This window comes from Tessaracoccus zhenghani (assembly GCF_054552775.1).
Window position 1 is genome coordinate 2,100,313 of the sequence record NZ_CM137275.1, and the last position, 17,798, is coordinate 2,118,110.

The following is a 17,798-nucleotide window of genomic DNA, read 5'->3' on the forward strand; positions in this document are numbered from 1 at the left end:
GTCTGCGTGAAGTTGATTGGAAGTGGCTGTCAGCCCGCCGGCTCGGCGTCAGGAACGGGGCGCGCGAGGGGCGAGTCCGCATCCGAGGCCAGCGCGAACGTGCCCTCAGCCCGGCGCACGCCGTGCACCGGGTGCGTGGGGATGAGGTCTGCGAGGAACGCGTACTCCCGGCCGATGTGGGCCGCGCGGAGGTCTCCCTCCTCGCGGAGTTTCTCGAGGTTGCGCCACCAGTCGGCAAGGTCGCCCCAGCCGGGGGCGGCCAGCGAGCCGCCGAACTGCCGCACCGCCAGCGATGAGCTGAGCGAGGCGAACTGCAGCCGCTGCTCCAGGCTCCAGCCGGAGATGGTGCCCAGGATGATGGCGGCGGCGAACACGTCACCGGCCCCCGTCGGGTCGATGGCGTCGACGGCGACACTGGGGCAGTAGGCCTCCTCCCCCGTCGTGTTGTCGATGGCGTACGAGCCCCGCACGCCGTCGGTCACCACCGCCAGCGGCACGAGGTTGGCGAGCGCCCGGACGGCGTGGCTCGGCCGGTCCGTGCGCGTGTAGCCCATCGCCTCCACGGCGTTGGGGGTGAAGGCGTGGCACTGGCTGAGCGGCGCGAGGTGCGCCTTGTCCCAACGCCCCGTCTCGTCGAAGCCGACGTCGGCGAACATCAGCGTGTTGTCGTGGCGGAGCTTGTCCCACCAGAGGCCGGGCCGCTTCAGGTCGACGGCTGCGGCGCGGGCGGCGGGGGCGGTGAGCAGAAGGTCGTCGAGGGGTTCGGGGAGGACGTGTTCGTGGGTGACCATGCCGCGGTCGCCCCTGAAGGCCATGGACACGGTGATGGCCGAGTGGAAGTTCTGGAAGCGCCGCGAGCAGGACAGGTCGATGTGCTCCTGGTTGGCCAGCGTGTCCCACATCCAGTCGGCGTAGGCGTCGTCGCCGAAGCCGGCGACCAGACCGGTGCGCAGGCCCAGCCGGGCCGTCGCCGTCGACAGGTTCGCGATGCCGCCCGGGCACGAGCCCATGCCGGTGCTGAACAGTTCCTCGCCGGGCTCCGGGAGCCGGGGGAGACCCGTGAAGATCAGGTCGAAGAAGAGCGGGCCGGTGGTCACCACGTCCAGCGGCGGGTCCTCGTCGGAGCGCAGGTCCGCGAGCGGATCCCAGTCCCAGCAGTCGTAACAGACGGGTTCCTGGTGCTGATGCTGGTTCATTCCTTCGACGCTCCTTCCAGCATGCCGCTGATGAAGTAGCGCTGGAGCAGCAGGAACACCAGGATGATGGGTGCCGCGATGATCACGCCCGCAGCGGCGAGCAGCGCGTGATCAGAGGTGTACTGGCCCTTGAAGATGGCCAGGCCGAGCGGCGCGGTGCGCCACTGCCCGCCGGGGCTCATGATCAGCGGGATGAGGAACTCGTTCCAGGTCCACATGAACATCAGCACGGCCACCGTCGCGATGGACGGCAGCGACGGCGGCACGATGATGCGCCACAGCGCGGCCATGCCGGAGGTGCCGTCGATGGCGGCCGCCTCGATGAGGTTGCGGGGCAGGGCGCGGAACTGGGCGCGCATCCAGAACGTGCCGAAGGCCACCGACTGCGCGATCTGCGGCAGCGCGATCGCCCAGATCGTGTCCGTCAGCCCCAGGTTGCGCAGGTCGAAGAACAGCGGGATGACGATGGCCTCGGCGGGCACCATCAGGCCCAGGAGGAACAGGTAGAACAGCACCGTGGACCCGCGGAACTGCATCGTGCCGAACGCGTAGCCGGCCAGGATCGACAGGACCAGCGCCACACTCACCACGAGGAGCGCCACCAGCAGCGAGTTGGTCAGCGCCGTGCCGAAGCGGCCCAGCTCCCACGCCGTGACGAAGTTCTCCCAGTGGAACGCTCCTCCCACGACGCCGATCTGCGGGCGCAGCGAGGTGAGGAGGATCGTGATGATGGGGAACAGCGCGAAGAGCGCGAAGAGGCTGAGGATGAGGTAGTTCATCAGCTTCTCGCCGGCCGAAACCTTCACCGTCGCACCTCCTTCTCTTCACCGATGCGCGACACGAACACGTTGATGATGAACACCAGCAGCGTCAGCACGATCGCAACGGCCGACGCCGAGCCCACCTGCTTGAGGTTGAACGCGCGGTTGTAGACCTCATAGCTGGGCACCGTCGTCGCCGTGCCGGGCCCGCCGGAGGTGGTGACGTAGACCAGGTCGAACGTCTTCAGCGCGGCGATGATGGTGAGCACGAGGGCGGTGGTGATCTCGGCGCGGACGCTGGGCAGCGTGATGGCGAAGAACTCGCGCACCGGGCCGGCGCCGTCGAGGCGGGCCGCCTCAAAGAGGTCGTTGGGGATCCGGCTCATGCCGGCCAGGAGCAGCAGCATGACCAGGCCGGTGGACAACCAGAAGCCGATCATGCCGACGGCGGGCAGCGCGAAGTCCGGGTCGCCCAGCCAGCCGCGCGCGAAATCGCCCAGCCCGACGAGCTCAAGCACCGCGTTGAGCAGGCCGCGCGGCGAGTAGATCTGGTACCAGGCGACGGCGACCACGACCAGCGCGATCACCTGCGGCATGAAGATCACGACGCGGAAGAACCCGAGGCCACGGACCTGACCGCGCCGCAGCACGGCGGCGAGCACGAGGCCCACGACCAGGGGAAGGATCGAGTAGAAGAAGATCAGGACCAGCGCGTGGCTGACGGCGGCGAGGAAGCGACGGTCGCCGAGCAGGGCTGCGTAGTTGTCCAGGCCCACGAAGGTGGAGGGGCCGAAGCCCGGCCAGTCGTACAGCGAGAACTGGCCGGCCCTCAGCAGCGGATAGAGCAGGAAGGCGGCGTAGACGAGAAAGGCGGGCAGCAGGTACAGATAGGGCGTCGCCCGCCCGCGGATCACCGCGGACGGGTTGCCCTTCCCCCGCCTACCTCGTCCTGCCATGGGTCACTCGCCCGTGAAGCCCTTGTAGTCGTCCTCGAACGCCTGGAGCACCTCGTCGGCCGAGCGCTGGCCGCCGAGGACCTCCTGGAGGCCCTGGCCGGCGGTGTCGGAGAACGTGGGCGTGGCGTAGTCGAGGTACGGCAGCAGCGTGCCCTCCTGGGAGACCTTGTCGAACGCCTCGAAGATCTCCTTCTGGACGCCGGATTCAGGCGCCAGGTCGGCGGCGCCGAGCACCGGGAAGCCGCCGTTCTCAGCGATCAGTTTCATGGCCTCGTCGCTGGTGATGTAGTCGATGTAGGCCACGGCCGCGTCCTTGTTCTCGGCGTTGGCCGGGATGGAGAACGGGATGCCGGTGCCACCGGTGGTGGCGAGTTCGCCGTTGACTGCGGGCGGCGGGGCCATGAAGCCGAGGTCCTCGCCCATCACGCCCTCCATGTCGGTGCCCAACCAGGAGCCGCCGGGCAGGAAGACGCCGGTGCCCTTGGTGAAGTCGTTCCACGCGGCGTCGTAGTCGGTGCCGTTGGGCGAGGTGCCGAAATAGCCCTCCGCGCCCCACTTGGCGAACTGTTCCATGGCGGCCTTGTTGCCGTCGGAGACCCAGCTGGCGCCGGCGTTGCCCATGCCCAGCTTCACGGCCTCTTCGGGCTCAATGTAGTTGGCCATCAGCGGGCCGAAGACGTGGATGGCGGGCCAGCCCTCGATGTTGCCGAGGATCATCGGCTGCTCGCCGGCCTCCTTCGCCTGGTCCAGGATGGCGAAGTACTCGTCCCAGGTGGTGGGCAGTTCCGCGCCCAGTTCCTCGAGCTTCTTCTTCGAGTAGAAGATGCCGACGATCTCACCGGTCTGCGGGAGCCCGTACAGGTTGCCTTCACCGAACGTCGTGCCGTCGGCGGAGTACCGCACCTTCGAGAGCACCGAGGCCGGGAAACGGTCCTCCCAGCCGTACTGCGCCGCGTACGGCGACAGGTCGGTGAGCTGACCGGCCGTGACGAACTGGCCCATGTCGCCGCGGGCGTTGTTGACCTGGACGACATCGGGCACGTCGTTGCCGCTCAGCGCCAGGGAGACCTGCGCCTTGAGGTCGTCGAAGGACTGGCTCTGGCGGTCGATGGTGATGTTGGGGTACTTCTCCATGAACGCTTCGTTGAGGGCGACGAGCGCGTCGTTCTGGCTGCCGCGGACCTCCTGGTCCCACACGGTGAGCGTGATGTCGCCCAGGCTGCCCGGGTCGACGCTGGGCTCAGCCGCGGCGCTCGACCCGCCGTCGGCAGGGGCGGCGGTCTCATCCGGGGCGTCAGATCCGGGGGCGCAGGCTGCGAGCATGCTCAACGACGCAGCGGCCGCAACGGCCGCCTTGAGCAGCCGGCTGATGGGACTGGGCGACATGGGGGTCCTCCTTGACGGTCTGTGGCTCTGAGTCTGCCACGTTCTGTTTGGTGATGATCGATGTTTAGCGATAATGATTGGACATCGCGGCTAGGGTCAGTGTCATGCTGACAGATGTGCGCCTCCGCAGGGTGGCGGAGTTCGTGCACGCGAAGGGCTCCGCGTCGGTGCCCGAACTCGCCAGCACGCTGGGTGTGTCCGAGGCTACCGTCCGCCGCGACCTCCAACAGCTCTCCGACGCGGGCCTCGTCGAGCGGGTGCGCGGTGGCGCCTGCCGGCCGCACAGCATCCGACCGGAAGCCGACCACGCCGCCTTCGACGTGGTGGCCGGGCAGGAGACCCACGAGAAGCGCAGGATCGCCAAGGCGGCCGCCGAGTTGATCAACGACGGCGACGTCGTGGCGCTCGACATCGGCACCACCGTGTTCGCCATGTGCCCCTACCTGCGGTCACGGTCGATCACCGTGGTCACGGCGTCGCTGGCGGTGGTGGCGAAACTCAGCGACGCCCCGCACGTCGACCTCGTGGTGATGGGCGGCGTGCTCAGGCCCAACTACCAGTCTCTGGTGGGGGTGCTGACCGAGTCGTGCCTGCGTCAGGTCCGCGTCGACGTGGCGTTCCTGGGCGCCGCCGGCATCCGGCCCGACGGGGCGGTCCTCGATTCGACGCCCAGCGAGGTGCCCGTCAAGCGGGCCATGATCGAGGTGTCCACCCGTTCCTGGCTGTTGGCCGACCACGCCAAGTTCCCCGGCGCCGGATTCCTCGAGATCGCCCCCATCACGGCCTTCACCGGACTCGTCACCGACAGCCCAGCGGGGCCGGAGTCGCTGCACCTTCCCCCTGAAACGAATCTGGAGGTTCGCTACGCATGAAACTCGTGATCCTCGGCGGCGGCGGCTTCCGCGTGCCCCTCGTCTACGAAGCGGTGGCCACAGATCCGGTGGCCATGTCGGACGGCCGGCCCTTCATCGAGGAGGTCGTGCTCTACGACACCTCCCAGGAAAGGCTCGATGGCATCGAGCGGGTCATCCGCGCGCGGGCGGCGCGGCTGGAGAATCCGCCGACGCTGCGGACCGGCACGGACCTGCGCACCGCGCTGGCGGGCGCCGACTTCATCTTCTCCGCGATCCGGGTGGGCGGGCCCGCGGGCCGGGTGAAGGACGAGCGGGTGGCGCTCGATCTCGGGCTGCTCGGTCAGGAGACGATCGGCCCCGGCGGGCTGGCCTACGCGCTGCGGACCATCCCGGTGATGCACGAGGTCGCCACGGCCATCGCCGAGGTGGCGCCCGAAGCTTGGACCATCAACTTCACCAACCCGGCCGGCATCGTGACGCAGTCCATGCGCCGGGTGCTCGGCGAGCGCGTCGTCGGCATCTGCGACACCCCCATCGGGCTGGTGCGGAGGGTGTCGCGGCTGCTGGGCGTCTCGCTCGAACACGACCAGGACCGCGTGGACTACGACTACCTGGGGCTCAACCACATGGGTTTCCTCCGGTCGGTCAGCGTCGACGGCGTGGACAGGCTGCCGGAGATCCTCGCGGACGACGCCCGGCTCGACACCATCGAAGAGGCCCGGCTGATCGGCAAGGACTTCGTGCGCGCGCTCGGCGCCCTGCCGAACGAATACCTCTACTACTACTGGCACACAGACTCCGCCGTCGGACGGATCGGGCAGAACGAGCAGACCCGCGGCCAGTACCTGGCGGCGCAGCAGGGCCAGTTCTATGAGAATGTCGCCGGGGCCGCCGATCCGCTGCGCCTGTGGCACGAGGTGCTGCACGAGCGTGAGGCCACCTACATGGCCGAGGCCCGCGACGAGGAGCGCCGCGAGGAGGACATGGGCGGTGGCTACCAGGAGGTCGCGCTGCGGATGATGCGGGCGCTGGCCACGGGGCAGCCCGAGCGGATGATCCTCGACGCCGCGAACCTGTCGGACGGCCGGCGCGTGGTGCCGGAGTTGCCCGACGACGTGGTGGTGGAGGTCGCCTGTGTCGTCGACGGCGACGGGGTGCACCCACTGCCCGTCGGGCCCGTGAGCCTCCTCGAACTGGGCCTGATGGCTCGGCTCCGCGGCGCCGAGCAAGCCATTGCCGAGGCCGCCCTCACCCGTGATGCGGACAAGGCCTGGGAGGGCTTCGCCTCGCACCCGCTGGTCAACTCGCCGGAGCTGGGCCGCAAACTGCTCGACGGCTACATCGCCGCGCACGAGGAGATCGCCGCGCTGTTCGCCCGTTGAGCCGGGTGGCCGGAATGTGGAGGGCCCCGCCGAGGCCCGCCGCCCACATCTGCGCAACTCCGCTCAGGTGTTCGACGCGGCGTAGATGCTGCCGATCGACTCGTCGAGCAGCGCGTCGAACTCCTCCTGGGTCTGGCTCCGCATGAGCCCTTCGGTGAGGGCGCGTGAGAAGCTGGCCACGACCCCGTGCTGACGTGCGAGGCGCTCGTTGGATTCGGCGCGCGTGTAGCCGCCGGAGAGTGCGAACACCCTGAGCACCCGCGGGTGGTCGACGACGTCGCGGTACAGGTCGTCCACCTCCGGCAGCGTCAGTTTGAGCATGACCCATTCGTCGTCTGGGAGGGAGTCGAGGCCCTCCATCAGGAAGTCGTGGAGCTGCTGTTCGGCGTCCGCCTTGAGCGGGCTCTTGATGTCGACCTCGGGCTCGAGGATGGGCACCAGGCCGGCGGCGAAGATGTGCCGACCGATGTCGAACTGCTGATCGACGGCGGCCTTCAAGCCGGCACCGGGGGTCATGACGACCGAGCGCATCTTGGTGCCGAACACCTTGTTGTCCCGCGCCTCCGCGAGCACGTCGTCGAGTTGCGGCATGTCCTTCATCAGGCGGGCGCCGGACTCCTCCTCCCGTAGGCCCTTGTCCACCTTCAGGATGGGCACCACTCCCTTGACCTTCCACAGGTACTCGGCGGTGGGTTGTCCCTCCACCTGTCGGCGCATGGTGTCCTCGAAGAGGATGGCGCCGAGGATCCGGTCGCCGTCGAAGCTGGCGCTGGTCATGATCCGGGTCCGCATCTCGTGGACGCGGTCGAACATCTCGGTTTCATCGGCCCAGGACTCGATGCCGTAACGCTTCAGTGCGCCAGGCGTGCTGCCACCGCTCTGGTCGAGCGCGGCGATGAAGCCGGGTGCGCTCTGCATCTTTTCGAAGTGGTTCTCAAACATGGGGCGCCCTTCCCTTCTACGCGTGGCCGCGCCGGGCGGGCGGGCGACGCCGCCCGGCTCCATTGACACTTCCATTGTTCCACCATTGACTGGGGGTTTCAGGCGGGAGCGCGTTCCTCCTCCACCGACCCGGGCTCCGTCCGGGACCGCACGGCGTGCCAGATGCGGTGGCAACCGATGACGACGGCGAGCCACGCCAGACCGATGGCCCAGGCGCCGAACACATCGGTCAACCAGTGGTGCCCCAAGAAGACCCGGGAGAGGCCCATCGAGATGGCGTAGAGCGCCGCCAGACCGGCGATGAGCCAGGTGAGCCCCCGTTTCCGGTTCCAGACATGGCGGATCAGCAGGTAGGCGAGGATGCCTGCGATGACCAGCGCATTGAGGCTGTGTCCGCTGGGGAAGCTCATCGACGACTCGTACGGCGGCACCGCCTCCGCGATGGGGGGCCGGGCCCGGCCGATGTAGTTCTTGCCCAGGACGGTGATGAGCAGCGAGCCACCCACCGCGATGACGTTGAGGATGAGGGGGGTGATGTCGCGCCAACGCCAGCACAGGAATGCGACGACGACCCCTGTGATGATCGGCTGCCAGAGGGGGCCGCCGGTGTTCGAGTACCAGGCGACGAACGAGGTGAGCCCCGGGGTGCGTGCGGCGAGGGCCCAGTCGGGTGCAGGGCGGTCCCAGGCCGCGACACCGTCCCTGTCGCCGACCGACTCGAGGATCTCTCCGAACAACTCGGTCAGGCCGATGGCCGCCAGCAGGGCGACGACGAGGGTGGTGCCGAGGAGGGCGGACGCCTTGGCTTTGGGCGTCGTGAGAGCAGAGACAGTGATCACAGGAGGACACCATGGCTCACCTCATCACCATCGTTGATCGGGCATGGGAGCTGCGCCAGCGCGTCGAAGCCGCCAGGGAAGCAGCCACCGCAGCGAAGCGTCACTACGAACAGGCCCAACAAGAATGGGATGCCGCCCGCCGGGATCTCGATGCCTATCTCCAAACCACCAACCGTTAGAAGGCCAGGATGATTCATCCCCCCACCCTCATCCGCCGGCCCGGCATTCAGGGCGACGCCGACTGGATCGACTGGATCACCGATCTGGAAAACACCATCGGCCACGACCTCGACGGTGACCAAAGCTACGACGGCTACAGCCTCGACTGGGTCTACCAGCTGTGGAAGGAAGGCCACAGCGTCGACGGGGCCCTGGCGCTAGTCAACGACTCCAAACGAGAACAGCCCTGCTACCCGGCCTGATCCACCTTGGAGATCCGGGCGCCGGAGATCCACTCCCTGTGAACCTTCCCAGCCGATACGAACACCACCAGGCCCTCCCACACCTCGGACCCCCAAACCCGGCAGCAGTGGGCGAAGGTTCTGCTACTCACGGTGAAGGGGGCTGCAGCCGGCCTGCAGAACACCGGCTGAGGCTTCCCGAACGTCCGGGGCAAACCGGCAACGCACCGGCCGACGAGGGCGTCGACGCTGCGGGTGTCCTGTGACAGGTCTTCTCAGCGGCCCCGACCTGGCTGACTTGACGTGGAGGCACTCTTCCTGTCTCATTGGACCCGAAGGGGAGTAATCCTCGCTCCGCATCGTCAATACGGTCCCGCTGCGGGACCCGGTGCGCAGGGCCCTGAGGGCCGATGAGACCTTCACGATATTCGTGGAGGTTTTTGTCATGACTGTTCCTCTCTGGGCCTGGTTCGCCGTCCTGGGTGTGATCCTGGTGATGCTCGTCGTCGACCTCATCGCCCACCGCACGGCCCACGTGATCGGGGTTCGGGAAGCCGCCGCCTGGTCGATCGTGTGGGTGACGATCGGTGTCGCGTTCGGTGTGCTGGTGTGGACGCTGTGGGGCGCGGAATTCGGGCAGCAGTACTTCGCCGGTTATCTGATCGAGAAATCCCTCGCCGTCGACAACGTGTTCATCTGGGCGATCATCTTCGCCGCCTTCGCGGTCCCCCGCGAGCTTCAACACCGGGTGCTGTTCCTCGGCGTCCTCGGTGCGCTGGTCTTCCGCGGGATCTTCATCGCCGCCGGCGCCGCGCTGATCGAGAACTTCTCGTGGGTCCTTTATGTCTTCGCGGCGTTCCTGATCTACACCGGCTGGCGGATGTTCCGCTCACGCAACGAGCACGTCCATCCTGAGAAGTCCCGCATCCTCAAGGTGTTCCGCAGGTTCGTGCCGATGACAGACGCGTACCACGGGCAGAAGTTCCTGGTCCGCAAGGCGGGGCTTGTGGTGGCGACGCCGCTACTAGCGGTGCTGGTGCTGGTGGAGATCACTGACATCATCTTCGCCGTCGACTCGATCCCGGCGATCTTCGCCGTGACGAGCGAACCGTTCCTCGTCTTCACCGCCAACGCGTTCGCGATCCTCGGCCTGCGAGCCATGTACTTCCTCCTCGCTGACCTGATCCACCGGTTCGTCTACCTCAAGATCGGGCTCTCGTTCGTCCTGATCTGGGTGGGCATCAAGATGCTGCTGCTGGACGTGCTCTACATCCCGACCACGATCAGCCTCGCCGTCGTCGCCAGCATCATCACCGTGTCCATCGTCGCCAGTCTCCGCGCCACCCGCGGTCAAGGTCGACGCGAAGTACAGGCCGAGTCGGCAGGGGCCTTCCGGATCGCCACCGACGAGGAGCTCGCTGCGGTCGAGCCCGTCTTCGGCCGTCGCTCACCTGTGCCCGCGGGGACGGGGAACGGTCGCTCCGGCGGCTGACAGGTACACCTGCCGACCGCGATAGAGGAGCCACCCCAACGGCGACGGACAACCCGTCCGTCGGCCGTTCCGACGCTGTGGTCCGCCGGGGCGAGAACGGGTCGGAAGGCCTTTCGACGACCGTCCGCCGCCCACCGGACTGAGCCTGGAGCGCACACCCGGCGGACCCGCCACGCTCTGATCAGTACCACCGCACACCCCGAAGGGAACGCTCATGAACCTGTTCGACCGCCTCAGCGGCCTGGCCTACAAGGCCCTCAACAACAAGACCGCCGCCCCGGCGAAGACCGCTGGCGGCCAGACTCCGGATTGGACGAGCGCCCTGCGGGGCACGGTCGAGGGGCTCACACGCCCGTCCGCCGCGCCCCCGGCAGCAGCCTCGCGACCGGTGGGACCGACCCCCCCCCGTCGGAGGACGACCCGGCCGCCAGTGCGGCAGTGGCCCGCTCAGGCAGTTGCATCCGACAATGCTCGCACGGACGCCGGCCACTGGCCGCGGACTCAGCCAGCTAGTTCGACGCTGAGCCCGCCGTCGCGCAGGATCTGGGCCCCGGACGGGAGGCCCACTTCGGAGCGCACCACTTCCGTGTAGCCGGTCTCGTAGACGACCCGTGTCACGCGGCGCGAGTTGATGATCAACCGGGCGCACGTGGCGCACGGCTCGTGGGTGACGAACAGGGTGTGGCCCTCGCCGTTCCAGTTCGCGGCCAGGAGGGCGTTGACCTCCGCGTGGATGAACCCGCTCTGGCCCTGGGCCATGGACTCGCGTTCGTTGGGCTCGCCGGCGGCCCGGCCGTTGTACCCGACCCCCACCACACGGTGCCACCGGTCCAGCAGGCAGGCGCCCACCTGGACCTTCGCGTCGGCGCTGCGGGTGGCCCAGAGGCGTGCGGTGGCGAGGCCGAGTTCGTCGAACGAGGGGCGCGTCATGCGGCTGAGTCTAGAACCCGCACAGCCCTGCCCCCTCGGCGCAGCGCGGCAACGAGACCTGCGCCGCCGAGGACCAGCAGCGTCGCCCCGCACAGGACGCTGGACAGCATCCCGGGCCAGGGCGTCGCGCCGGGGAGGTCGAACATGCCGCAGTAGAACGGTTCGACGACGGCTCCGGCCGGGACCGCGAGCCGAGCAGCGGCTCCCCAACCGCCGGGGCGGCCCGCGGCCGCCCCGATGAGGCCCAGCGGTGCGCCGATGGCGCCTGTGAGCAGGAACCAGTTGAGGTTCTCCGCCCAGATGTCGCCGGTGTAGACGCCGAGGACCTGCCCCAGCCCGTAGTGGGCACCCAGCAGGAGCCACCCGCTCAGGACTCCCGCAGCAGCCGCTTGGCGCGGGCGGCGCACCAGGCGGCCGGCGAGGATCAGGACGCCCGCCCAGACGGTGCCGGTGTTGAGCAACTTCGTGAGGGTGAGGCGCGTGGCGAGCAGCCCGTTGGCGTCGCCGTTCAGCTCGGCATGGGTTGCGAGTCCGCTCACCAGCGACACCACCGCCAACGCGAGGGCCACCGCCAGCACCCATCCCCAGGATCTCCGCACCATGCCTGGCAGCCTATTGCGGCACAGCAGGCGCGGGGATCCACCTGGGGTACTGATCCTCGTAGACTCCGGGGCATGAGCGAGTTGACCGTCGACCCGGGCCCGGGGATTCCCGACGGCCTGGTCATCCCGGCCGGCGAACTGCGGGAGCGGTTCGCCCGCTCGTCCGGCCCCGGCGGTCAGGGGGTCAACACCACCGACAGCAAGGTGCAGCTCTCGTTCGACGTCCGTGCCTCGACCACGCTCACGGAGGCGCAGCGTCGGCGGGTGCTGCACCGTCTGCGGCACAGACTGGTCGACGGGGTGCTCACCGTCGAAGCCTCGGAGGAGCGCTCGCAACTCCGCAACCGCTCCGCCGCCCGCCAGCGGCTGGCTGCGATGCTTCGCGAGGCGCTCGCCCCGCCCCCACCGAAGCGGCGGGCCACCCGCCCGACGAGGGGATCGGTGGAACGCCGGTTGCGGTCCAAGAAGCACAGGGCGGAGCTGAAGAGCGCGCGCCGTCGCCCGGGCGAATGAGCGGGCCCTCCTTCGGAGCGACGCATTGCCGAGCCGCGCTTCAGTCTGCGGGCTGTGCTCGGCAGTTGGTAGATCGGGACGTTTGGCCGGGGTTCGTCAAGAGCACCAAGAAGCTTGCTGCGCTGCGGTGGCGGCCCCCGGTCTGCACATCCTGGCTCCAGAGAGGGACGACAGCGATGGCCTTGCGATTTAGCGCTCATGCCGATGCGCGAGCCTGCAATCTGTCTGATTCATGCCGTGCTAATTGACTGATTCAAATTCTGCTTCTTGTATGGTTCATGCATGGAGTATGCGCGCCGGATTCTGGATGACGAGTTGGATGAGCTGTTCGGGCAGGTTCCGGCGATCGCGGTTGACGGGCCCAAAGGGGTAGGGAAGACCACGACCGCTGAGCAGCGGGTTGCCGGAGTGGTGCGGTTGGACTCGAGGGCTATTCGTGAGTCCATCGCCGCGGAGCCGGAGCAGGTGTTGGGGCGTGGGCGTTCGCTGTTGATTGACGAGTGGCAGAAGGTCCCTGAGGTGTGGGACGTGGTGCGCCGTGCGGTGGATGCTGATCCGACGGGCGGGCAGTTCCTGCTGGTCGGCAGCGCCTCCCCGGCCCCGGGGGCCACGGCGCATTCCGGGGCTGGTCGGATCGGTCGGTTGCGGATGCGTCCGATGACCTTGTCCGAGCGGGGAGTGACGCAGCCCACGGTCAGCTTGCGGGGTCTGCTGGGTGGAGATCGCGGGCCGCTGGCCGGTTCGTGCTCGCTGAATTTGAGCGACTACGTGGAGGAGATCGTTGCGTCGGGTTTCCCGGCGATGCGGCCATTGGTGGGGAGGTCGCGGCGGTTCCAGCTCGACTCCTACCTGCACAACGCGGTGGATCGTGACGTCCCGGAACAGGGGCTGGCGGTGCGGAAGCCTGAGGCGATGTTGGCGTGGTTGCGTGCCTATGCTGCGGCGACGGCGACCACTGCGAGCTACGCGCAGATCCTGGATGCCGCCACGCCAGGGCAGGGCGATAAGCCGGCCCGCTCCACGTCGATCGCCTACCGTGACGTGTTGTCCAGTTTGTGGCTGCTGGACCCGGTGCCGGCGTGGGCGCCGACCGGGAGTCTGTTGACCCGGCTGGGGCAGACGCCTAAGCATCATCTGGCAGACCCGGCGCTTGCCGCCCGTCTCCTCGGCCTCAGCCGCGACGCTCTGCTCGATGGCGTTGGCACGTCGGTGGGTCCGCAGTCAGGCAGCGTTCTGGGTCACCTGTTCGAGTCGTTGGTGACCTTGTGTGTCCGGGTCCCGGCGCAGGCGGCGGAGGCCGCCGTCGGTCACCTGCGTACCCGCAATGGCGACCACGAAGTCGATCTGGTCGTCGTCCGCGACGACGGCCGAGTCCTAGCGGTCGAGGTCAAACTGGCCAACACCGTCACCGACCAGGACACCAAGCACCTCGATTGGCTGGCCGACCGTATGGGCGACAAGCTGCTGGACGCAGTCGTGATCAACACCGGGCCAAACGCCTACCGGCGTCCCGACGGCATCGCTGTGGTCCCCCTCGGACTCCTCGCGCCGTGACTGGCCGACATCCGACTCTGCCGCACGCCGGACGTGTCTGGGCATCTCGTACATAGCGCGGGCTGAAAGGTGCCGTCTGACCGCGCAGTGCTTGACCGTGGTACTGCCCGCGGTACCATAGAGGTGTGGCGACCGTGGAAAAGCTCGTAGCAGCAATGCGAAAGAATCCACAGAACGTGCGCTATGACGACCTCCATAAGGTCTGCGAACACTACTTCGGTCCGCCCCGTAGAACCGGTTGAGTATTTGACGCTGTGGGAGCCGGTGGTTCGTGCGGTCCAGCGCCGGGGTTGGTGCGGGTGAGCGCCGGTGGTGACGTGGCTGGGAGCCACCACCGGCGCTGACCCTGCGGGGTTAGGTCTGCGCGGCGGTGTGCTCGCGCATGTTGTAGGTGCCGGTCTCGATCCAGAGGGTGTTGTGGACGATGCGGTCCATGATGGCGTCGGCGTGGACGCCGGCGCCGAGGCGCTGGTGCCAGTCCTTCTGCTGATACTGGGTGCAGAATACCGTTGAGGTTTCGCCATAGCGGCGTTCCATCAGTTCCAGCAGCATCCCTCGCATCGATTCGGTGGGACGATCCAGAAGCCATTCATCGATCACCAGCAGCGTGAAGGCTGCGTACTTGCGGAGGAACTTCCCGGCTCCACCGGTCTGTTCCTGGGCCGCGGTCCAGGCCTCCTCGAGGTCGGGCATCCGGATGTAATGGGCCCGGATCCGGTGTTCGCAGGCCCGTTTCGCCAGCGCGCATCCCAGATACGACTTCCCGGATCCGGTGAAGCCTTGGAACACGACGTTCTGCTGGCGGGTGACGAACTGGCAGGAGCCCAGATGGGACAGCAGGCTGCGGTCCAGCCCTCGTTCCTCAAGCAGGTCGATCCGGCGCAGGTCAGCGTTCGGGTAACGCAAACCGGCGCGTCGGATCAGGCCGGTGACCTTGGAGTGGGTGAACGACGAGTAGGCCTCATCGACAGCCATCCGGAGCCTGTCCTCGAACGCCAACCCGGCCGAGACCACTGGGTCTTGGGTGTCGATCGCAGTCAGCAGGTCGGTGGCGTTCATCTCCCGCAGCTTGCGTTTGGTCTCGATGTCCAGCAGCGAGGCGCTCATCGGGTCCCTCCGGCGTAGTAGTCGCTGCCGCGGACATAGCCGCCAACCTCGTCGGCGGTCTCGACGCTCTGGCCGGTCTTGTCCTGTCCGGTGTCGAGGATCGGTCTCAGATGGGCGTAGCGGATGTTGCGCACCGGTCCCCGCAGCGCCAGCTGGCAGGCTGCCTCCACCCGGGCCGGGGAGAATCGTCTGGTCAGGCGCAGGATCGCCAACGCAGGGTCATGGGCCTGTTCGTCGACCTGGACCGACTCGAAGACCCGGTCGGTCACCGTCTTGGTGGCTGGCCCCACCCTGGCCGCCCAGGCGTCGATGCGTGTCCTGTCCCACGGTTGCCAACCCCGACCCTCGGGCAAGTCAGCATCGTTGGTGCGGTACTTGTTCGAGGTGTTTGAGGGCAGCAGCAAGTGACTGGCCAGGCGTTCATCGCCGCGGTAAATCTCGATCATGGACTGCGTGATCCGCAGGTCGACCTTCGCCCCAATATGGGCGAACGGGACCGAGTAGTAATTCTTCGACCAGACGACATGGCCGTTGCGGCCCACCTTGCGGCCATAGACCCACTGGCTGATCTCGAACGGCGCCGCCGGCAACGTCCCGAGCAGCGGCCGTTCCTCGGATGCGAAGACGCTGCGGCGGGACCCTTCCCGCTTCTGGAACGGTGTGGTGTTGTAGGCATCCACGCGTTCCCGGATCCGGGCCTGCAACCCGGACAAGGTGGTGAACGTCTCGCTCCGCAGCCCCGCGATCACCCACGTCGCCACGTGCGCCACCGTGTTCTCGACACTGGCCTTGTCCTTGGGGTGCCTGACACGGCCCGGCAGCACCGCCGCCGAGTAGTGCCCAGCCAGCTCACGATAGGCGTCATTGAGGACGACCTCCCCCTCACGGGGATGGGAGATCACACCGGTCTTCAAGTTGTCCGGCACGATCCTGGGGACCGTGCCGCCGAAGAACTCGAACATCGCCACGTGCGCCCGCAACCACGACTCCTGCCGCATATCCAACGAGGCGTGCACGAACGCGAACCTGCTGAACGGCAGACACGCCACGAACAAATACACCTTCGACACCTCGCCGGTGGTCGGATCCAGCAGCTCCATCGTCGGCCCTGACCAGTCGACCTCGACGCTGCGGCCAGCCTTGTGACCCACCCTCGACGAAGCACCCAGGACGGCCGCGTAGTCGGCATACAACCGGCAGAACCGGTCGTAACTCATCACCGGCTGCCGGTCCCGCACCGCCGCGTCCTGATACTCCTGATGAAGCAGCCGAAGCGTCACCCCGACCCGGGCGAGTTCCCGATGCACCCGCCCCCAGTCAGGCTGGGCGAAGACGCTCTCCCGGACACCGCGGCCCGGGAACAACACCTCGTAGACCTGCCCGTCAGACATGCCCTCCGCCCGGTCCCAGCCCAGCCCGGCCTCCTCGGCAGCGTCGATGACCGCCTGCACGCTGTGCCTGGACATGCCCTGCCCGGCAGCAATCGCTCTGCCCGACAACCCTTGCGAACGAAGCTGCAACACCAACTTCGCCTTGATCCTGCGTACCATTACCGGTACTCCTTCCCGCCCACGTGGCCCTCACATAGGCGGGAAGGAGCCTAGAAGCAGGTGGCGCTCAACCACACCAACCCCGGCGCTCAACCACACGATTCGGCACCCGGGCCGGTGGCGCTCAACCGCACCACACCCGGCCCCCAGGACCGCCAATACTCACCGGTGGATCACACGCGGTGTTCAAGACCCCCTGGCCTGGCGACCCGCGAGTAAACATCCAGAACAGCAACGGTCAGGCCAAGTCGTATCAGGTGCGACAGGTGATGGCTGCTATCGACAAGAAGGAGGCAAAGTGATGTCTCAGACCCCAACTGTGGACGCGTCCCTTTACACCTACCGCGTGACGTGGTCGGTCGAAGATCACGAGTTCGTCGCCAGTTGTGCGGAGTTCCCCTCGCTGTCATGGCTCGCTGACTCTCAATTGGCCGCCCTGCAGGGCTTGGTTGATCTGGTTGCCGAGACCGTGTCCGATCTCGCAGCGGAGGGTGAAGTCATCCCCGAACCTCTGGCGAAGCGGAACTACTCGGGCAAGTTCAATCTCCGGGTCGGGGAGGGTCTGCACCGTAGGCTCGCGATCCAAGCGGCTGAGGAGCACCTCAGCCTCAACCAGTATCTCGTCCGGCGTCTCTCTGAGGCGAGCTGAGCCACCTCCGCGACATCCGCAACTGCCGCTCCGGGTGTGGTCTGGAGGGTGAAGATCGACGCCATCGGCTTGAAGGTGGCACTGCCCGCGACCGACCACGTCACTCGGTCGAGCTTCCCCGCTTCTGGCCATCCTTGGTTGAGCGTACGTCATGACGTACGCTTGGGGCGGAGGTGGTTTCCATGACTGCTGTGAGCGCAACGTCTGCCCGAGCGAATCTGTACCGGTTGATCGATCAGGTCAACGAGGAGTCCGAGCCGTTGACCATCACCGGGCAGCGTGGCAATGCTGTGCTTGTCGGTGAGGAGGACTGGCTGGCCATTCAGGAGACGCTGTTCCTGGAGTCGGTGCCTGGGTTGGCTGAGTCGATCCGTCGTGCCCGCGCGGAGGGTGTCGATGCGGGCTCGACTGAGCTGGACTGGTGAGTCCCTGGACTCTGGTGTATTCGCGCCAGGCCCAGAGGGACGCCAAGAAGCTGGCCTCCTCGGGGCTGAAGACGAAGGCGCAGCACCTGCTGGAGGTCCTGGCTCAGGATCCGTTCACCACTACACCTAAGTACGAGAAGTTGGTCGGCGACCTCGTGGGCTGCTACTCGAGACGCATCAATATCCAGCACCGACTTGTCTATGAGGTGCTCCCTGAGCGACACGTCGTCCATATCCTGAGGATGTAGACGCACTACGA

General features: G+C 67.4%; 20 protein-coding genes. 10 read left to right on the forward strand and 10 right to left on the reverse strand.

Annotated elements, in window-relative coordinates:
* Positions 1-29 precede the first annotated feature (29 nt).
* The 4 genes from ACX1DX_RS09955 to ACX1DX_RS09970 are packed head-to-tail and all read right to left on the reverse strand — an operon-like array spanning position 30 to position 4,299.
* A complete protein-coding gene (locus tag ACX1DX_RS09955; RefSeq protein WP_459396480.1) occupies positions 30-1,196 on the reverse strand; it encodes a carbohydrate kinase family protein in 1,167 nt (388 codons plus the stop codon).
* Positions 1,193-2,002 carry a carbohydrate ABC transporter permease gene (locus ACX1DX_RS09960; protein WP_459396481.1) on the reverse strand — a complete coding sequence of 270 codons (810 nt, stop codon included), beginning with the start codon at positions 2,000-2,002 and terminating at the stop codon, positions 1,193-1,195. The genes ACX1DX_RS09955 and ACX1DX_RS09960 overlap by 4 nt, the downstream gene beginning before the upstream one ends.
* A complete protein-coding gene (locus tag ACX1DX_RS09965; RefSeq protein WP_459396482.1) occupies positions 1,999-2,913 on the reverse strand; it encodes a carbohydrate ABC transporter permease in 915 nt (304 codons plus the stop codon). The genes ACX1DX_RS09960 and ACX1DX_RS09965 overlap by 4 nt, the downstream gene beginning before the upstream one ends.
* A 3-nt stretch (positions 2,914-2,916) precedes the next feature.
* Positions 2,917-4,299 (reverse strand): ABC transporter substrate-binding protein, encoded by a 1,383-nt coding sequence (locus ACX1DX_RS09970; protein WP_076061561.1) that lies wholly within the window; start codon positions 4,297-4,299, stop codon positions 2,917-2,919.
* A gap of 104 nt (positions 4,300-4,403) precedes the next feature.
* Here ACX1DX_RS09970 and ACX1DX_RS09975 point away from each other — a divergent pair, with 104 nt between their 5' ends.
* Together ACX1DX_RS09975 and ACX1DX_RS09980 are read left to right on the forward strand one after the other, a co-directional pair.
* The gene (locus ACX1DX_RS09975) at positions 4,404-5,171 is read left to right on the forward strand and encodes a DeoR/GlpR family DNA-binding transcription regulator (protein ID WP_459396483.1); all 768 of its coding nucleotides are present in this window, start codon (positions 4,404-4,406) and stop codon (positions 5,169-5,171) included.
* On the forward strand, positions 5,168-6,535 hold the full coding sequence (locus ACX1DX_RS09980; RefSeq protein WP_459396484.1) for a family 4 glycosyl hydrolase: 1,368 nt from the start codon (positions 5,168-5,170) through the stop codon (positions 6,533-6,535). Before ACX1DX_RS09975 ends, ACX1DX_RS09980 begins: the two co-directional genes overlap by 4 nt.
* A gap of 63 nt (positions 6,536-6,598) precedes the next feature.
* Here ACX1DX_RS09980 and ACX1DX_RS09985 read toward each other — a convergent pair whose 3' ends face one another.
* Positions 6,599-7,477: a fructose bisphosphate aldolase gene (locus ACX1DX_RS09985; RefSeq protein ID WP_459396485.1), complete on the reverse strand. Its 879-nt coding sequence runs from the start codon at positions 7,475-7,477 to the stop codon at positions 6,599-6,601.
* Positions 7,478-7,575: 98 nt separating this feature from the next.
* Positions 7,576-8,316, reverse strand: coding sequence for a phosphatase PAP2 family protein (locus ACX1DX_RS09990; protein WP_459396486.1), 741 nt, complete (start codon positions 8,314-8,316; stop codon positions 7,576-7,578).
* A gap of 11 nt (positions 8,317-8,327) precedes the next feature.
* On the opposite strand from ACX1DX_RS09990, the gene ACX1DX_RS09995 reads away from it, so the two are divergent.
* The 3 genes from ACX1DX_RS09995 (at position 8,328) to ACX1DX_RS10005 (ending at position 10,209) form a co-directional block, all read left to right on the forward strand.
* Positions 8,328-8,495 carry a hypothetical protein gene (locus ACX1DX_RS09995; RefSeq protein WP_459396487.1) on the forward strand — a complete coding sequence of 56 codons (168 nt, stop codon included), beginning with the start codon at positions 8,328-8,330 and terminating at the stop codon, positions 8,493-8,495.
* 9 nt (positions 8,496-8,504) lie between these two features.
* Positions 8,505-8,738, forward strand: a complete 234-nt coding sequence (locus ACX1DX_RS10000) for a hypothetical protein (RefSeq protein ID WP_459396488.1) — start codon at positions 8,505-8,507, stop codon at positions 8,736-8,738.
* A 424-nt stretch (positions 8,739-9,162) separates the two neighbouring features.
* Positions 9,163-10,209, forward strand: a complete 1,047-nt coding sequence (locus ACX1DX_RS10005) for a TerC family protein (protein ID WP_344677178.1) — start codon at positions 9,163-9,165, stop codon at positions 10,207-10,209.
* Positions 10,210-10,710: 501 nt separating this feature from the next.
* Here ACX1DX_RS10005 and ACX1DX_RS10010 read toward each other — a convergent pair.
* On the reverse strand, positions 10,711-11,139 hold the full coding sequence (locus tag ACX1DX_RS10010) for a deaminase (RefSeq protein ID WP_459396489.1): 429 nt from the start codon (positions 11,137-11,139) through the stop codon (positions 10,711-10,713).
* Positions 11,136-11,741, reverse strand: coding sequence for a hypothetical protein (locus ACX1DX_RS10015; protein ID WP_459396490.1), 606 nt, complete (start codon positions 11,739-11,741; stop codon positions 11,136-11,138). The genes ACX1DX_RS10010 and ACX1DX_RS10015 overlap by 4 nt, the downstream gene beginning before the upstream one ends.
* 72 nt (positions 11,742-11,813) lie before the next feature.
* Between ACX1DX_RS10015 and arfB the strand changes: the two genes are divergently transcribed.
* Entirely contained in the window at positions 11,814-12,254 is a 441-nt protein-coding gene (gene arfB / locus ACX1DX_RS10020; RefSeq protein WP_076061576.1) for an alternative ribosome rescue aminoacyl-tRNA hydrolase ArfB, read from the forward strand.
* A gap of 282 nt (positions 12,255-12,536) precedes the next feature.
* Positions 12,537-13,808 (forward strand): ATP-binding protein, encoded by a 1,272-nt coding sequence (locus ACX1DX_RS10025; RefSeq protein WP_459396491.1) that lies wholly within the window; start codon positions 12,537-12,539, stop codon positions 13,806-13,808.
* A gap of 354 nt (positions 13,809-14,162) precedes the next feature.
* On the opposite strand, the gene ACX1DX_RS10030 is transcribed toward ACX1DX_RS10025, so the two are convergent.
* Together ACX1DX_RS10030 and istA are read right to left on the reverse strand one after the other, a co-directional pair.
* Entirely contained in the window at positions 14,163-14,915 is a 753-nt protein-coding gene (locus tag ACX1DX_RS10030; RefSeq protein ID WP_187720191.1) for an ATP-binding protein, read from the reverse strand.
* Positions 14,912-16,465 (reverse strand): IS21 family transposase, encoded by a 1,554-nt coding sequence (gene istA, locus ACX1DX_RS10035; RefSeq protein WP_459396492.1) that lies wholly within the window; start codon positions 16,463-16,465, stop codon positions 14,912-14,914. Before istA ends, ACX1DX_RS10030 begins: the two co-directional genes overlap by 4 nt.
* 301 nt (positions 16,466-16,766) lie before the next feature.
* Between istA and ACX1DX_RS10040 the strand changes: the two genes are divergently transcribed.
* The 3 genes from ACX1DX_RS10040 (at position 16,767) to ACX1DX_RS10050 (ending at position 17,787) form a co-directional block, all read left to right on the forward strand.
* Complete coding sequence (locus ACX1DX_RS10040; protein ID WP_076063651.1) at positions 16,767-17,114, forward strand: type II toxin-antitoxin system HicB family antitoxin; 348 nt, start codon at positions 16,767-16,769, stop codon at positions 17,112-17,114.
* 182 nt (positions 17,115-17,296) lie between these two features.
* Positions 17,297-17,539: a type II toxin-antitoxin system Phd/YefM family antitoxin gene (locus tag ACX1DX_RS10045; RefSeq protein ID WP_076063562.1), complete on the forward strand. Its 243-nt coding sequence runs from the start codon at positions 17,297-17,299 to the stop codon at positions 17,537-17,539.
* Positions 17,536-17,787, forward strand: coding sequence for a Txe/YoeB family addiction module toxin (locus ACX1DX_RS10050; RefSeq protein WP_459396493.1), 252 nt, complete (start codon positions 17,536-17,538; stop codon positions 17,785-17,787). Before ACX1DX_RS10045 ends, ACX1DX_RS10050 begins: the two co-directional genes overlap by 4 nt.
* Positions 17,788-17,798 lie beyond the last annotated feature (11 nt).

What these genes read in the sequence shown, in the direction of transcription:
- ACX1DX_RS09955 (WP_459396480.1), bottom strand. Translation starts at nt 1,196, where the DNA reads ATGAACCAGCATCAGCACCAGGAACCCGTCTGTTACGACTGCTGGGAC.
- ACX1DX_RS09965 (WP_459396482.1), bottom strand. Translation starts at nt 2,913, where the DNA reads ATGGCAGGACGAGGTAGGCGGGGGAAGGGCAACCCGTCCGCGGTGATC.
- ACX1DX_RS09970 (WP_076061561.1), bottom strand. Translation starts at nt 4,299, where the DNA reads ATGTCGCCCAGTCCCATCAGCCGGCTGCTCAAGGCGGCCGTTGCGGCC.
- ACX1DX_RS09975 (WP_459396483.1), top strand. Translation starts at nt 4,404, where the DNA reads ATGCTGACAGATGTGCGCCTCCGCAGGGTGGCGGAGTTCGTGCACGCG.
- ACX1DX_RS09980 (WP_459396484.1), top strand. Translation starts at nt 5,168, where the DNA reads ATGAAACTCGTGATCCTCGGCGGCGGCGGCTTCCGCGTGCCCCTCGTC.
- ACX1DX_RS09985 (WP_459396485.1), bottom strand. Translation starts at nt 7,477, where the DNA reads ATGTTTGAGAACCACTTCGAAAAGATGCAGAGCGCACCCGGCTTCATC.
- ACX1DX_RS09995 (WP_459396487.1), top strand. Translation starts at nt 8,328, where the DNA reads ATGGCTCACCTCATCACCATCGTTGATCGGGCATGGGAGCTGCGCCAG.
- ACX1DX_RS10000 (WP_459396488.1), top strand. Translation starts at nt 8,505, where the DNA reads ATGATTCATCCCCCCACCCTCATCCGCCGGCCCGGCATTCAGGGCGAC.
- ACX1DX_RS10005 (WP_344677178.1), top strand. Translation starts at nt 9,163, where the DNA reads ATGACTGTTCCTCTCTGGGCCTGGTTCGCCGTCCTGGGTGTGATCCTG.
- ACX1DX_RS10010 (WP_459396489.1), bottom strand. Translation starts at nt 11,139, where the DNA reads ATGACGCGCCCCTCGTTCGACGAACTCGGCCTCGCCACCGCACGCCTC.
- ACX1DX_RS10015 (WP_459396490.1), bottom strand. Translation starts at nt 11,741, where the DNA reads ATGGTGCGGAGATCCTGGGGATGGGTGCTGGCGGTGGCCCTCGCGTTG.
- arfB (WP_076061576.1), top strand. Translation starts at nt 11,814, where the DNA reads ATGAGCGAGTTGACCGTCGACCCGGGCCCGGGGATTCCCGACGGCCTG.
- ACX1DX_RS10025 (WP_459396491.1), top strand. Translation starts at nt 12,537, where the DNA reads ATGGAGTATGCGCGCCGGATTCTGGATGACGAGTTGGATGAGCTGTTC.
- ACX1DX_RS10030 (WP_187720191.1), bottom strand. Translation starts at nt 14,915, where the DNA reads ATGAGCGCCTCGCTGCTGGACATCGAGACCAAACGCAAGCTGCGGGAG.
- istA (WP_459396492.1), bottom strand. Translation starts at nt 16,465, where the DNA reads ATGGTACGCAGGATCAAGGCGAAGTTGGTGTTGCAGCTTCGTTCGCAA.
- ACX1DX_RS10040 (WP_076063651.1), top strand. Translation starts at nt 16,767, where the DNA reads ATGTCTCAGACCCCAACTGTGGACGCGTCCCTTTACACCTACCGCGTG.
- ACX1DX_RS10045 (WP_076063562.1), top strand. Translation starts at nt 17,297, where the DNA reads ATGACTGCTGTGAGCGCAACGTCTGCCCGAGCGAATCTGTACCGGTTG.